This is a genomic window from Bordetella saccharivorans, from assembly GCF_045862855.1.
Taxonomy (GTDB): Bacteria; Pseudomonadota; Gammaproteobacteria; order Burkholderiales; family Burkholderiaceae_B; genus Bordetella_A; species Bordetella_A petrii_F.
The window spans coordinates 4,187,943-4,201,317 of record NZ_BAAFZO010000001.1; the positions used below are offsets into that span (position 1 = coordinate 4,187,943).

Annotated in this window: 13 protein-coding genes; 6 read left to right on the plus strand and 7 right to left on the minus strand. The window is 65.9% G+C overall.

From position 1 onward, the window contains the following. Nucleotides 1–218: 218 nt before the first annotated feature. Nucleotides 219–1,346, minus strand: coding sequence for a branched-chain amino acid ABC transporter substrate-binding protein (locus ACKTT0_RS20065; RefSeq protein WP_407851530.1), 1,128 nt, complete (start codon nt 1,344–1,346; stop codon nt 219–221). Between the two features lie 213 nt (nt 1,347–1,559). Between ACKTT0_RS20065 and ACKTT0_RS20070 the strand changes: the two genes are divergently transcribed. Further along, a complete protein-coding gene (locus tag ACKTT0_RS20070) occupies nt 1,560–2,156 on the plus strand; it encodes an RBBP9/YdeN family alpha/beta hydrolase (RefSeq protein WP_407851531.1) in 597 nt (198 codons plus the stop codon). A 12-nt stretch (nt 2,157–2,168) separates the two neighbouring features. On the opposite strand, the gene ACKTT0_RS20075 is transcribed toward ACKTT0_RS20070, so the two are convergent. The 6 genes from ACKTT0_RS20075 to proC form a co-directional block, all read right to left on the minus strand. Continuing rightward, the gene (locus ACKTT0_RS20075) at nt 2,169–3,257 is read right to left on the minus strand and encodes a sn-glycerol-3-phosphate import ATP-binding protein UgpC (protein ID WP_407851532.1); all 1,089 of its coding nucleotides are present in this window, start codon (nt 3,255–3,257) and stop codon (nt 2,169–2,171) included. 39 nt (nt 3,258–3,296) lie between these two features. Continuing rightward, nucleotides 3,297–4,124, minus strand: coding sequence for a sn-glycerol-3-phosphate ABC transporter permease UgpE (gene ugpE, locus ACKTT0_RS20080; protein ID WP_407851533.1), 828 nt, complete (start codon nt 4,122–4,124; stop codon nt 3,297–3,299). Between the two features lie 24 nt (nt 4,125–4,148). After that, nucleotides 4,149–5,030 carry a sn-glycerol-3-phosphate ABC transporter permease UgpA gene (ugpA, locus tag ACKTT0_RS20085; RefSeq protein ID WP_407851534.1) on the minus strand — a complete coding sequence of 294 codons (882 nt, stop codon included), beginning with the start codon at nt 5,028–5,030 and terminating at the stop codon, nt 4,149–4,151. Nucleotides 5,031–5,132: 102 nt separating this feature from the next. Continuing rightward, complete coding sequence (gene ugpB / locus ACKTT0_RS20090; RefSeq protein WP_407851535.1) at nt 5,133–6,446, minus strand: sn-glycerol-3-phosphate ABC transporter substrate-binding protein UgpB; 1,314 nt, start codon at nt 6,444–6,446, stop codon at nt 5,133–5,135. 373 nt (nt 6,447–6,819) lie between these two features. Next, nucleotides 6,820–7,386, minus strand: a complete 567-nt coding sequence (locus ACKTT0_RS20095) for a queuosine precursor transporter (protein ID WP_407851536.1) — start codon at nt 7,384–7,386, stop codon at nt 6,820–6,822. After that, complete coding sequence (gene proC, locus ACKTT0_RS20100) at nt 7,383–8,216, minus strand: pyrroline-5-carboxylate reductase (RefSeq protein WP_407851537.1); 834 nt, start codon at nt 8,214–8,216, stop codon at nt 7,383–7,385. The genes ACKTT0_RS20095 and proC overlap by 4 nt, the downstream gene beginning before the upstream one ends. A 302-nt stretch (nt 8,217–8,518) precedes the next feature. On the opposite strand from proC, the gene ACKTT0_RS20105 reads away from it, so the two are divergent. The 5 genes from ACKTT0_RS20105 (at nt 8,519) to ACKTT0_RS20125 (ending at nt 13,367) form a co-directional block, all read left to right on the plus strand. Continuing rightward, nucleotides 8,519–9,634 (plus strand): branched-chain amino acid ABC transporter substrate-binding protein, encoded by a 1,116-nt coding sequence (locus tag ACKTT0_RS20105; RefSeq protein ID WP_407851538.1) that lies wholly within the window; start codon nt 8,519–8,521, stop codon nt 9,632–9,634. A 106-nt stretch (nt 9,635–9,740) separates the two neighbouring features. After that, the gene (gene livH, locus ACKTT0_RS20110) at nt 9,741–10,667 is read left to right on the plus strand and encodes a high-affinity branched-chain amino acid ABC transporter permease LivH (protein WP_407851539.1); all 927 of its coding nucleotides are present in this window, start codon (nt 9,741–9,743) and stop codon (nt 10,665–10,667) included. Further along, nucleotides 10,667–11,902 (plus strand): high-affinity branched-chain amino acid ABC transporter permease LivM, encoded by a 1,236-nt coding sequence (locus ACKTT0_RS20115; protein WP_028356187.1) that lies wholly within the window; start codon nt 10,667–10,669, stop codon nt 11,900–11,902. Before livH ends, ACKTT0_RS20115 begins: the two co-directional genes overlap by 1 nt. Continuing rightward, on the plus strand, nt 11,899–12,666 hold the full coding sequence (livG, locus tag ACKTT0_RS20120; RefSeq protein WP_407851540.1) for a high-affinity branched-chain amino acid ABC transporter ATP-binding protein LivG: 768 nt from the start codon (nt 11,899–11,901) through the stop codon (nt 12,664–12,666). Before ACKTT0_RS20115 ends, livG begins: the two co-directional genes overlap by 4 nt. Continuing rightward, nucleotides 12,666–13,367, plus strand: coding sequence for an ABC transporter ATP-binding protein (locus ACKTT0_RS20125; RefSeq protein WP_407852468.1), 702 nt, complete (start codon nt 12,666–12,668; stop codon nt 13,365–13,367). The genes livG and ACKTT0_RS20125 overlap by 1 nt, the downstream gene beginning before the upstream one ends. The last annotated feature ends 8 nt before the right edge of the window (nt 13,368–13,375 follow it).

Below are 13,375 nucleotides of genomic sequence, written 5' to 3' on the forward strand. Positions count from 1 at the left end.
GCAGTCCGATCATGGCTCACTGGCGGCTGACTGCAAGTTGTGTAACAAAATGAATAAATATTCGAGGACGCGCGGCCGGGAAACCCAGCGTTTCGATTAATTCCGTCCTGTTATTGCGCTGCAGCACCGCTGTCCATGGACGCCCATAGAAAAAGGCCCGGATGGGCCTCGAGCGCCGGCCCGCGGGCCGGCGTTAATGAACGGCAAAAGCCGGGCGATTATTTAAACGCCGTCTTGCTGCCGTCCTTGTGCCAGGTGAATACCTGGAATTCGAATTCGTTGAGGTCTCCCTGCTTGTTCCAGGATGTCTTGCCGATGGGGGTGTCGAACGAATTGGCGTGCAGGTATTCGGCGACTTTGGTGGGATCGGTGCTGCCCGCGCCCTTGATGCCTTCGGCGATGACCTGGGTGGCCGCATAGGCCGTCAGTTGGAAGGCGCCGCTGGCATTGCGCTTCTTGGCTTGGAAAGCCTTGACGATTTCGGCGTTGGCGGGATTCTGGGTGAAGTCGGCGGGCAGGGTGAGCAGCATGCCTTCTACGGCATCGCCCGCGATGGCGTTGATGTCGGGATTGCCGACGCCTTCCGGTCCCATGAATTTGGCGTTCACGCCCTGTTCGTGGGCCTGGCGCAGCAGCAGGCCCATTTCGGGGTGGTAGCCGCCGTAGTAGACGAAATCCACGTTATTGGACTTGAGCTTGGTAATGACGGCGGAATAATCGCTGTCGCCGGCATTGATGCCTTCGAACATCACGACTTTGACGCCGCCTTTTTCCAGGTTGTCCCGGACCGCCGTGGCGATGCCCTGGCCATAGGACTGCTTGTCGTGCAGGACGGCGACCGTCTTGGGCTTGATTTTTTCGAGGACGAACTTGGCGGCGGCCGGGCCTTGCTGGTCGTCGCGGCCAATGGTGCGGAAGATGAACTCGTAGTTCTTGCCGTCGGTCAGGGCGGGCGAGGTGGCCGAGGGGGTCACCATGACCACGCCTTCGTTGTTGTAGACGTCGGCGGCGGCAATCGTGGCGCCCGAGCAGACATGGCCGACGACGAAGACGATCTCGTCGTTGACGACCCGGTTGGCCGCGACCGGGCCCTGCTTGGGCTCGCAGCCGTCGTCGATGACCACGGTTTCAAGCTTCTTGCCGTCGATGCCGCCCGCGGCGTTGATGCGCTCGACCGCGGTGTCGACCCCTTCGCGCACCATGGCGCCGTACTGGGTGACAGGGCCGGTGGTGGGGCCGACCACGGCGATCTTGATGCTTTGCGCCTGCGCGCCGGCCGCGCAGGCCAGGCCCGCCGCCAGGCCCAGCGCAGCCAGGACCGGCGTGAGGCGGAGTGCTTGTTTCATGGGGAATCTCCTTTGCGTCGTTATATAAGCCGGGCGCCCGCTGGGCGCCGCGAGGCTTGTGCTGGCAAGCATACCTGAAAGCCGGCTTGATTTGCGCCGGCGGGGTAGACAATCCATGGCAATCGGGCGATGGTCGCCTTATGTGCATATGCGTATATGCAAAAGACGATTTGTTCGTTTGCCTTCATAAGGCAGCAGGGCATTATTGACGCTATGAGATTCCAACCGATCATCGTGCCGGGCTGGAAAGACTCCGGGACCGGCCACTGGCAGACGCTATGGGCGCAGTGCCTGCCCCACGCGCAACGCGTGCGCCAGCCCGATTGGCATACCCCGGATCCGGCGATCTGGAATGCCACCGTGGCCACCTGCGTGGACGCCGCGGCTTGCCCGGTCCTGCTGGTCGCGCACAGCCTGGGCTGCCTGGCCGCTGTCAGCCTGCCGGTCCCGCTGCGGGCCAAGGTGGCGGGAGCCTTGCTGGTGGCGCCGGCGGACGTGGAGCGCGCCGATGCGCCGGAATGCCTGCGAGGGTTCGGCCCCGTGCCTCGCCATTCCTTGCCTTTCCAGTCCGTGGTGGTGGCCAGTGACAATGACCCCTATTGCCGGCTGGAGCGGGCGCGCCAGTTCGCCGCCGATTGGGGCAGCCGCTTCGAGGTCGTGCCGGGCGGGGGCCATATCAATGCCGAGGCGGGTTTCGGAGAATGGCCGCAGGGGCTGAAGATCCTGGCCGCGCTGCGGCGGCGCGCCACCTGGCGCGTGGCGGCTCCGTTGCCGCGTGTATCGCCGGTGCCGATGTCGGTGGCGTCGTAGCCGCGTGCCGTCCTAGGTGCCCTGCACCCGGCGTCCCGTATCCGTCTCGAACCAGTGCAGTGCGTGGCGTCCATCCGGGCCCACGGAGACCTGGTCGCCGGTCCGGGCGGGCGCCTCCGCCAACTGGCGGGTGGCGCAGCGCACCACGATGGCGTTCTGCCCGCAACGGCAGTGCACCAGTTGTTCCGACCCCAGTGTTTCCACCATTTCGACTTCGGCGGGCAGGCCCTGGGCAGTGAGCAGCATGTGCTCGGGCCGCATGCCCATGATGACGGCGCGGCCGCGCACGGCGGCCGGCACTTGCAGGGGCGAGATGTCCAGCGCGACGCCGTCCAGGGTCTGCAGCGTGCCGTCGCCGGCTGCGTTGACGGGGACGAGATTCATGGGCGGGGAGCCGATGAAGCCCGCCACGAAGGTGGACGCCGGCTTTTCAAAGACTTCGGTCGGCGTGCCGATCTGCTCGGGCACGCCCTGGTACATGACGATCATGCGGTGGGCCAGCGTCATGGCCTCGACCTGGTCGTGGGTGACATAGAGGCTGGTGGTGCGCAGGCGGCGGTGCAGCTTCATGATTTCCAGACGCATGGCCACGCGCAGCTTGGCGTCCAGGTTCGACAGCGGCTCGTCGAACAGGAACACCTTGGGCTCGCGCACGATGGCGCGCCCCATGGCGACCCGCTGGCGTTGCCCGCCGGACAGCTGGCGCGGGCGGCGGTCCAGCAGCTGGTCCAGTTCCAGGGTGCGCGCGGCCGACTCGACCCGCTTGCGGATTTCGTCCTTGGACAGCTTGCGGATTTTCAAGCCATAGGCCATGTTCTGGAACACGCTCATGTGAGGGTAGAGCGCGTAGTTCTGGAACACCATGGCGATGTCGCGCTCGGCCGGCTCCAGGTCGTTGACCACCTTGCCGTCGATCAGGATTTCGCCGCTGGTGACGGTTTCCAGGCCGGCCACCATGCGCATCAGCGTGGACTTGCCGCAACCCGAGGGGCCGACGATGACGATGAACTCGCCGTCCTGCACCTCGACGTCGATGCCGTGGATCACGGCGACGTTGCCGCTATAGGTTTTCTTGACGTTGCGAAAGCTCAGGGTAGCCATGGAATGTTCTTCGTGTAGACGTGTTCGGGCGGAGGCGGGCTATTTCTCGGTGTCGACCAGGCCCTTGACGAACCATTTCTGCATCAGGATGACCACCAGCGCCGGCGGGATCATAGCCAGCATGGCGGTGGCCATGGTGATGTTCCATTCGGTGACGCTGTCGCCGCCGCTGATCATGCGCTTGATGCCGATCACCACGGGGTACATGTTTTCCTGGGTGGTGATCAGCAGCGGCCAGAGGTACTGGTTCCAGCCGTAAATGAACTGGATGACGAACAGCGCGGCGATGCTGGTGCGCGACAGCGGCAGCAGCACGTCGCGGAAGAAGCGTAGCGGTCCAGCGCCGTCGATGCGGGCTGCCTCGACCAGTTCGTCGGGCACCGTCAGGAAGAATTGCCGGAACAGGAACGTGGCGGTGGCCGAGGCGATCAATGGCAGTGTCAGGCCGGCGTAGCTGTTGAGCAGCCCCAGGTCGGCCACGACCTTGTAGGTGGGCGCGATGCGGACTTCGACCGGCAGCATCAGGGTGACGAAGATCATCCAGAAGAAGAACATGCGGCCGGGAAAGCGGAAGTACACGACGGCGAAGGCCGACAGCAGCGAGATGGCGATCTTGCCGAGCGAGATGACCAGCGCCATGACCAGGCTGACGTACAGCATGCGTCCCACGCCGGCGCCGGCCAGGGCGCGCGCGTAGTTCTCGGCGAAGTGCGGGCCGGGCAGCAGCGACATGGGCGCGGCGGCGACTTCCTGGGCCGTCTGGGTGGAGGCGACGAAGGTCACATACAGCGGGAAGGCCACCAGCGCCACCCCGCACAGCAGGATCAGGTGGGCCAGGAAGTCGAGCCAGGGGCGGCGTTCAACCATGGTGTCGTAGCCTTGTGGGGAGGGTCAGTACTGGACCTTGCGGTCGATGTAGCGGAATTGCACGACGGTGAGCGCCACCACGATGGCCATCAGCACCACCGACTGCGCGGCCGACGAGCCCAGGTCCAGGCCGTGGAAGGCGTCGCTGTACACCTTGTAGACCAGGATCGAGGTGGCCGTGCCCGGGCCGCCCTGGGTGGTGGTGTCGACTACGGCGAAGGTATCGAAGAACGCGTAGATGATGTTGACCACCAGCAGGAAGAAGGTGGTGGGCGACAGCAGGGGGAAGACGATGGTCCAGAAGCGCCGGGCCGGCGAGGCGCCGTCGATCGCGGCCGCTTCGATGAGCGAACGGGGGATCGACTGCAGGCCGGCCAGGAAGAACAGGAAGTTGTACGAGATCTGCTTCCATACCGCGGCGACGAGCACCAGCGTGAGCGCCTGGTTGCCGTCCAGGCGCGGGTTCCAGGCCACGCCCAGCTGGTGCAGGGCGACCGCCAGGATGCCGACCGAGGGCGAGAACAGGAACAGCCACAGCACGCCCACGACCGCGGGGGCCACGGCATAAGGCCAGATCAGCAGGGTCTTGTACAGGCCGGCGCCGCGCATGACGCGGTCGGCCATGACCGCCAGCAGCAGGGAGACGGCCAGGCCGACGAAGGCCACCAGCGCGGAGAACACGGCCGTGACGCGGAACGAGTCCAGGTAGTCGGACTGGCGGAACAGTTCGGCGAAGTTGGCCAGGCCCACGAATTCGGAGGACAGGCCGAAGGCGTCCTGCAACTGCATGGACTGCCACATGGCCTGGCCGGCCGGCAGGAAGAAGAACACCAGCGTGACGGCGATCTGCGGCGCCAGCAGTAGGTAGGGCAGGGTCTTGTGCCGGAATATGACGCGTTTTTCCATGGAGACAAGTCCCAGGGCGAAGATGGCGGCGCGCGGCAGGCCGCCGCCGGCGGTGTCGCGGGCGCCGGCGGCTTGTTCCTGAGGCCGGCGGCGCCCTGCGGCTTACTTGGCGCTTTTCTCGAATTTCTCGAGCAGTTCGTTGCCGCGCGTGACCATGACCTTCAGGCCATCCTGGGCGGAAGCCTTGCCCGACATGATGCGCTCGATTTCCTGGTCTTCGACTTCGCGGATCTGCGGCAGGAAGCCCAGCCGCAGGCCGCGCGACTGGGCGGTCGTCTCGACGTTGAGCTGCTTGACGCCGACCTCGGTGCCCGGGTTCTTGTCGTAGTAGCCCTGCTTCTTGGTCAGTTCGTATGCAGCCTTGGTGACGGGCACGTAGCCGGTCTGCTGGTGCCAGCGGGCGGCGATTTCCGGGCTGGCCAGGAAGTGGAAGAACTCGGTCACGCCCTTGTAGACCTCGGGCGACTTGTTGGCGAATACCCACAGCGAGGCGCCGCCGATGATGGTGTTCTGCGGCGCGCCCTGGACGTCGGCGTAGTAGGGCAGGGTCGAGGTGCCGAACTCGAACTTGGCATTCTTGGCGATGTTGGCGCGCAGGCCGCTGGAGCCGGTGATCATGGCGCACTTGCCGCCGATGAACAGCGAGTTGGGCTGGTCGCCGCGCCCGCCGTACATGAAGATGCCTTCCTTGGCGAGCTTGGCCAGGTTGTCCAGGTGGCGCACGTGCAGCGGCGTGTCGATGGCGAGGCGGGCGTCGAGGCCGCCGAAGCCGTTGTCCTTGGTGGCGTAGGGCACGTTGTGCCAGGCCGAGAAGGTCTCGAGCTGGACCCACGACGGCCAGGAGGTGGTGTAGCCGCATTCCTGGCCGGCCGCCTTCAGTTTCTGGCCGGCGGCGGCCAGTTCCTCCCAGGTCTTGGGCGGTTTTTCGGGGTCCAGCCCGGCTTTCTTGAAGGCGTCCTTGTTGTAGTAGAACACCACGGTGGAGCTGTTGAACGGCATCGAGATCAGCTTGCCGTCCTGCGAGGAGTAATAGCCGGCGACCGCGCCGATGAAGGCCTTGGGGTCGAGCGGCTTGCCGGCTTCTTCGGACATTTGCTGCACCGGCTTGATGGCGCCCTTGGCGTACATCATGGTGGCCGTGCCCACTTCGAACACCTGCAGGATGTCGGGAGCATTGCCGGCGCGGAACGCGGCGATGCCGGCATTCATGGATTCGCCGTAGTTGCCCTTGTAGACGGCATTGACCTTGTAGTCGGCGTGCTTCTTGTTGAATTCCTGGACCAGTTCGTTGACCCGTTCGCCCAGCGCTCCTTCCATGGAGTGCCAGAACTGGATTTCGGTGGCGGCGTGGGCCGAGGCACCGGCAAAGGCCGTCATCAGGACGGCGAAGGTGAACGCGAGGCGCTGGGGTCGCATGGGGAGGTCCTCCTGGTTGCGTGGCTGCGGCGCGGGGTGTCCGGCCGCAGGGAACACGACACCTTATGTATGGCTTGTGACAGAGACGTGACTTTTACACCACCGGCGGGACCTGTCAAATATGGAATACGTGAGAGGGGGCGGGTTTGTTCGCCGTATCGCGGGGGGCGGGATGGTGCCTGGCATCTTCGGCCGAAGGGGTTGGAAGGTGTCTGACACCCCTTGCGGCGGCGTCGGCGTGCATAAGGTGGTGTTTGGGGGTGTCAGACACCTGACGATGGCCGAGAGTGTCAGACTGTAGGCGGGAGGGCAGACACCTGCAGGCGACGGCGGGCGGGCACCTGATTGAGGGGCGGCCCGGGCCGCGGCGGGGTCAGGCGCCGGAACGGGCCGGCTGTTCCGGCGGCCGGGCCAGGTTCCACATCAGCGCCCGGAACGGCGCCAGCATGCTGACGTTGACGGCCAGCTTGATGGCCAGGTCGCCCAGCAGCCACGTGACCCAGGGCAGGCCCGAGCCGGCGAACGCCACGCTGAAGAATACGGCCGTGTCGAGCAGGGCGCCCACGGTGCCGGACAGCAGCGGCGCACGCCACCAGCGCTGGTCGCGCAGGCGGTCGAAGACCTGGATGTCGGCCAGTTGGGCGCAGATATAGGCCAGGCCCGATGCCAGGGCGATGCGCGGCGAGGCGACCCATACCGATACCGCCAGGGCGGCGGCGAACCCGACCCACGCCACGCGGCGCGCAGCCGCCGGGCCGAAGCGGCGGTTGAGCACATCGGTGACCAGGAAGGCCACCGGGTATGACAGGCCGCCCCAGGTCAGCCAGTCGTTCAGCGGCACCTGGACCAGGATGTTCGAGCCGACCACGATCAGGCCCATGCAACCCACGGCCACCGCAAAGTGCCAAGGCGTCATGGGTTGAAAACGCGCGCTGCTCATTTGCCGAACTCGTCGGCCAGTTCGCGCGAACGCCGCGCGGCGGCTTCGATGGCCTGCTGCACGATGGCGGGCAGGCCGGCCTGCTGGAACACCTGCAGGGCGGCGGCCGTGGTGCCGCCCTTGGAGGTGACGCGTTCGCGCAGCACGGCCGGCGGCTCGTCGGATTGCGCCGCCAGCCGGGTCGCGCCGGCCAGCGTGCCGAGCGCGAGCTGGTGGGCCTGTTCGGGGCTCAGGCCGGCGGCCACGCCGCCCGCCACCAGGGACTCGAGGAACAGGAATACATAAGCGGGGCCGCTGCCGGACAGCGCGGTGACGGCATCGAGCGCGGCATCGTCGGCGACCCATACGACCTGGCCCACCGCGGACAGCAGGCGTTCGGCCAGTTCGCGGCCGGCCTGGTCGACGCCCGGCAATGCGGCCAGGCCGGTAACGCCGGCGCCGACCAGGGCAGGGGTGTTGGGCATGCAGCGCACCAGGTTCTGCCACGGGCTGCCCGGTTCGCCAAGCCAGCCGGCCAGCGTGTCGGCCCGGATGCCGGCCGCCACGCTGATGACCAGCGTGCCGGGCTGCAGCCAGGCGCGCGAGGCGACGACCGCTTCGCGCAGTTGCTGCGGCTTGACGGCGTAGATCCAGACCCGGCAGGCCTGCAGGGCGGCATCGGGCGTGGCGGCTGCGCTGGCGCCGCGGCTGCGCCAGGCTTCCTGGGCCGCCGCGGTCGGGTCGACGACATGCAGGTTGGCGGCCGGGCAGGTCTTGCCGGCCAGCCCGCTGGCCAGGGCTGTTGCCATGTTGCCGCCGCCGATGAAAGCGATAGTCAGATCTTGGTCCATGGGGCAGGATTGTAGCCCTCTGGCTGGCGGCAAGCGTGGTGTAAGGATGCTGTCAGATACTGGCGCCGATCCGGCGCGTCGCCGCGGGGCGGCCCGCGCTGGGTTCGGTGCGTCCCCTTTTGTTTTTTGCTTGGAAATATTGGGGATTACACGCAGTGACACCGTGGGGCCCTGCTCGCAGAATACCGCCCACGCTGTACTTTTGCCCAAGAAGCCGGCAATGGTCGCCTCGGGCCGCCGGGTATCCCCCGGCGATGCCGACGTTTCCAAAGCCGCTCATCCCTCTCGCCGGAGAACTCCGTATGAAGCTGCTGCATCGTGCAACTCCCGTGGCCATGGCATTGGGAGCGCTGCTCCTGGCCGGCGCCGCCCAGGCGGCCGACACTATCAAGATCGGCATTCCCCAGCCCATGACCGGGCCCAACACTCAATACGGCACGCAGATCCAGGCCGGCGCGCTGACCGCCATCGAGACCATCAACGCCAAGGGCGGGGTCAAGGGCAAGAAGCTCGAGCCCATCCTGATCGACGACGGCTGCGAACCCAAGCAGGCCGTGCCGGCCGCCAACCGCGTGGTCAATTCCGGCGCCAAGTTCGCCGTCGCGCATGCCTGCTCCGGCGTGACCGTGCCGGCGGTCAATGTATACGAGCAGGAAGGCATCGTCGCCATCACCCCGGGCGCCACCTCGCCGCTGGTGACCGACACCATCAAGCCGCACTTCTTCTTCCGCACCATCGGCCGCGACGACCAGCAGGGCCCGTTCGCCGCGCGCTACATCGCCAACACCCTCAAGCCCAAGAAAGTGGCGGTGCTGCATGACAAGCAGACCTACGGCTCGGGCGTGGCCACCCAGGTCAAGGAGACGCTGGAAAAGAACAAGGTCAACGTGGTGATGTTCGAGGGCATCAACGTCGGCGACAGCGACTACTCGGCCGTGATCACCAAGCTCAAGACGGCGGGTGTCGACCTCGTCTACTTCGGCGGCTACCACCCCGAGCTCGGCCTGCTGCTGCGCCAGTCGCGCGAACAGGGCCTGGACGTGCAGTTCATGGGGCCCGAGGGCACCGCCAACCAGGACCTGGTCGCCATTGCCGGCCCCGCCATCGAAGGGCTGCTGGTGACCTTGCCGTCCGACTTCACCAAGCTGCCCGGCAACGAGGGCATCGTGAAGGCTTTCCATGACGCCAAGCGCGATCCGGACGGCGCCTTCCAGATGCCGGCCTATGCCGCGGTGCAGGTGCTGGCCAAGAGCATCGAGGCGGTGGGCGAGGACCCCACCAAGGTGGCTGACTACATGCACAAGACGTCGTTCGACACGGCCATCGGCAAGGTCGAGTACGACGCCAAGGGCGATCTCAAGGACTTCGAATTCGCCGTCTTCAAGTGGGACAAGAACGGCAAGAAGACCCAGCTGTAAACACGCGCCGCCCCGGCCATCCGCCGGGGCTTGAACGCACGCCCAGGTTTCCGGCTCCGGGTCGCTCCACCGGGGCCGGAACCATTTGGAGCATAGGTAATAATCCATGTCAGACCTTATCCCCCAACTCACCCAGCAGGTCTTCAACGGCCTTTCGCTGGGCGCGATCTACGCGCTGATTGCCATCGGCTACACAATGGTCTACGGCATCATCGGTATGATCAACTTCGCCCACGGCGAGATCTATATGATCGGCGCCTACGTGGGCCTGGTCACCCTGACCGCCATCGGCACCAATAGCGGCCTGCCGCTGCCATTCATCATCGCGGCGATGCTGGTGGTGGCCATCCTGGTCACCGGCGTATACGGCTTCAGCGTCGAGCGCGTGGCCTATCGTCCGGTGCGCGGCAGCCAGCGCCTGGTGGCGCTGATCTCGGCCATCGGCATGTCCATTTTCCTGCAGAACTGGGTCGCCCTGGGACAGGGCGCGCGCGACATGGCCGTGCCGTCGCTGATTTCCGGCTCGGTGCAATTCAATATGGGCTCGGGGTTCGACGTGACCCTGCCGTATTCGCGCATCATGATCATCGTGGTGACGGTGCTGCTGATGATCGCGCTGTCGCTGTTCATCAAATATTCGCGCATGGGCCGCGCCTCGCGCGCCTGCTCGCAGGACATGCACATGGCCAACCTGCTGGGCATCGACACCAACCGGGTCATCTCTTTCACCTTCGTACTGGGCGCCATGCTGGCGGCGGTGGGCGGCGTGCTGATCGCCATCACCATCGGCAAGCTCAACCCGTTCATTGGCTTCCTGGCCGGCATCAAGGCATTCACCGCCGCGGTGCTGGGCGGCATCGGCAGCATTCCCGGCGCCATGCTGGGCGGCGTGCTGCTGGGCCTGGCCGAGACACTGGCGGCGGCCTACATCTCGTCCCAGTACAAAGACATCGTGGCGTTCGCGCTGCTGGTCCTGATCCTGCTGTTCCGCCCCACCGGGCTGCTCGGCAAACCTGAGGTGGAAAAAGTCTGATGGCCAACAACACCCTGAAAAACGCCACGATGGCGGCCATCCTGACGGCCGTCATCGTCATGCCGGTGTTCGGGCTGCAACTGGTTCGCCAGGGCGCCCGCACCAACCTCGAGACCCACTGGGACATGGTGGCCCTGGCCGCCGCGGTGGTGTTCGTCTTCCAATTGCTGCGCCCCTGGATCGCGCGGCCCTTCCAACGGCTCAAGACCAGCATTCCCGTGCTGCCCGCGGCGCCCGCCAAGGGCAACAAGTGGATCATCGCGCTGGTCATCGCGGCGGCCGTGATCTGGCCGTTCTTCAGCGGCCGCAGTTCGGTCGATATCGCCACGCTGGTGCTGATCTATGTGATGCTGGGCCTGGGGCTGAACATCGTGGTGGGCTTCGCCGGCCTGCTCGACCTGGGTTTCGTCGGCTTTTACGCGGTGGGCGCGTATACCTACGCGTTGCTGTATCACTGGGGCGGTTGGGGCTTCTGGGAAGCGCTGCCGTTCGCCGGCGCCATGGCGGCGCTGTTCGGATTCATCCTGGGTTTCCCGGTGCTGCGGCTGCGCGGCGACTACCTGGCCATTGTCACGCTGGGTTTCGGCGAGATCATCCGCCTGCTGCTCATCAACCTGAATTTCCTGACGGGCGGGCCGGACGGCATATCGGGCATTCCCAAGCCGTCGGTGTTCGGCATGGAGATGGCGCGCCGATCGAGCGAGGAGGGCGTGCGCACGTTCCACGAGATCATGGGCTGGACCTTCGACAACCAGCACATGGTGAATTACCTCTACCTGATGGCGCTGGCCTTGGCGCTGGTGACGCTGTTCGTGTCGACGCGGCTGATCCGCATGCCGGTCGGCCGCGCCTGGGAAGCGCTGCGCGAAGACGAGATCGCCTGCCGCTCGCTGGGCCTGAACCCCACCCGCATCAAGCTGTCGGCGTTCACGCTGGGCGCCATGTTCGCCGGTTTCGGCGGCGCCTTCTTCGCGGCGCGCCAGGGCATGGTCAATCCCGAGTCCTTCACCTTCATCGAGTCGGCGCTGATCCTGGCCATCGTGGTGCTGGGCGGCATGGGGTCGCAGGTGGGCGTGATCCTGGCCGCCATCCTGCTGACGGTGCTGCCCGAAGTGGCGCGCGAGTTCGCCGAATACCGCATGCTGATGTTCGGCCTGGTGATGGTGTTGATGATGATGTGGCGTCCACAGGGGCTCCTGCCCATGAAGCGTCCCCATGTGGAGCTGGCCAAATGAGCGAGGCACTGCTGAAAGTATCCGGGTTGACCATGCGCTTCGGCGGCCTGCTGGCCGTCGACAGCGTCGGTTTCGAAGTCCTGCGCGATGAAGTGTTCGCCATCATCGGCCCGAACGGCGCCGGCAAGACCACCGTGTTCAATTGCGTGGGCGGTTTCTACAAGCCCACCGCTGGCGAGATCGTCATGGATGGCAAGCCGATCACCGGCCTGCCCAGCCACAAGGTGGCGCGCCATGGACTGGTGCGCACGTTCCAGAACGTGCGGCTGTTCAAGCAGCTCACCGTGCTGGAGAACCTGCTGGTGGCGCAGCACACGCAAGTCGAGTCGCGCCTGCTGCCGGGGCTGCTCAAACTGAAGTCGTACCGCCAGTCCGAGGCGGACGCGCTGGCGCGTGCCGCGCAATGGCTCGATTTCATGGGCTTGCGCCAATATGCCAACCGCGAGGCCGGCAACCTGGCCTATGGGCACCAGCGCCGGCTGGAGATCGCCCGCTGCATGATCACCAAGCCGCGCCTGCTGATGCTGGACGAACCGGCCGCCGGCCTGAACCCCCAGGAAAAGCGCGACCTGCAGCAACTGATCGACCAGTTGCGCCGCGAGTTCGGCGTGGCCGTGTTGCTGATCGAGCACGACATGAGCCTGATCATGGGGATATCCGACCGGATCCTGGTGATGGAGCACGGCAAGCCCATCACCACCGGCACACCCGAACAGGTGCGCAGCGACGAGCGCGTCATCAAGGCGTACCTGGGGGAAGAATGATGCTGAAGCTGGACAACATCCATACCTACTATGGCGCCATCCAGGCGCTCAACGGCGTGTCGGTCGAAGTCAACCAGGGCGAGATCGTCACCCTGATCGGCGCCAACGGCGCCGGCAAGACCACGCTGCTGATGACGGTCTGCGGCAACCCGCGCGCGCGCGAAGGCACCATTACGTTCGAGGGCGAGGACATCACGCGCAAGGATACCCACCACATCATGCGCAGCGGCATCGCCATCTCGCCGGAAGGGCGCAGGGTCTTCAAGGACCTGACAGTGGCCGAGAACCTGATGATGGGCGGGTTCTTCGCCAGCCGCGAAGCGATCCAGGCGGGGCTGGAGCATGTCTATGGCCTGTTCCCGCGCCTGAAGGAGCGCGCCAACCAGCGCGCCGGCACGATGTCGGGCGGCGAGCAGCAGATGCTGGCGATTGGCCGCGCGCTGATGACCCGGCCCAAGCTGCTGCTGCTGGACGAGCCCACGCTGGGCCTGGCGCCCCTGATCATCGCGCAGATCTTCGACATCATCCGCACCATTCGCGACCAGGGAGTGACGGTATTCCTGGTTGAGCAGAACGCCAACAAGGCGCTGCAGGTGGCCGACCGCGGCTATGTGCTGGAGAACGGCAAGGTGGTGCTGCAGGACACCGGCGCCAACCTGCTGGTCAACGCCGACGTGCGCAAGGCATACCTGGGAGCCTAGCGCGCCCG

Bases quoted from the DNA above. Each gene is read 5' to 3' on its own strand.
- ACKTT0_RS20125 (WP_407852468.1), top strand. From the start codon at position 12,666: ATGCTGAAGCTGGACAACATCCATACCTACTATGGCGCCATCCAGGCG.
- ACKTT0_RS20095 (WP_407851536.1), bottom strand. From the start codon at position 7,386: ATGAGCAGCGCGCGTTTTCAACCCATGACGCCTTGGCACTTTGCGGTG.
- ACKTT0_RS20070 (WP_407851531.1), top strand. From the start codon at position 1,560: ATGAGATTCCAACCGATCATCGTGCCGGGCTGGAAAGACTCCGGGACC.
- ACKTT0_RS20075 (WP_407851532.1), bottom strand. From the start codon at position 3,257: ATGGCTACCCTGAGCTTTCGCAACGTCAAGAAAACCTATAGCGGCAAC.
- ACKTT0_RS20115 (WP_028356187.1), top strand. From the start codon at position 10,667: ATGGCCAACAACACCCTGAAAAACGCCACGATGGCGGCCATCCTGACG.
- livH (WP_407851539.1), top strand. From the start codon at position 9,741: ATGTCAGACCTTATCCCCCAACTCACCCAGCAGGTCTTCAACGGCCTT.
- ugpE (WP_407851533.1), bottom strand. From the start codon at position 4,124: ATGGTTGAACGCCGCCCCTGGCTCGACTTCCTGGCCCACCTGATCCTG.
- ugpB (WP_407851535.1), bottom strand. From the start codon at position 6,446: ATGCGACCCCAGCGCCTCGCGTTCACCTTCGCCGTCCTGATGACGGCC.
- livG (WP_407851540.1), top strand. From the start codon at position 11,899: ATGAGCGAGGCACTGCTGAAAGTATCCGGGTTGACCATGCGCTTCGGC.
- ACKTT0_RS20105 (WP_407851538.1), top strand. From the start codon at position 8,519: ATGAAGCTGCTGCATCGTGCAACTCCCGTGGCCATGGCATTGGGAGCG.
- ACKTT0_RS20065 (WP_407851530.1), bottom strand. From the start codon at position 1,346: ATGAAACAAGCACTCCGCCTCACGCCGGTCCTGGCTGCGCTGGGCCTG.
- ugpA (WP_407851534.1), bottom strand. From the start codon at position 5,030: ATGGAAAAACGCGTCATATTCCGGCACAAGACCCTGCCCTACCTACTG.
- proC (WP_407851537.1), bottom strand. From the start codon at position 8,216: ATGGACCAAGATCTGACTATCGCTTTCATCGGCGGCGGCAACATGGCA.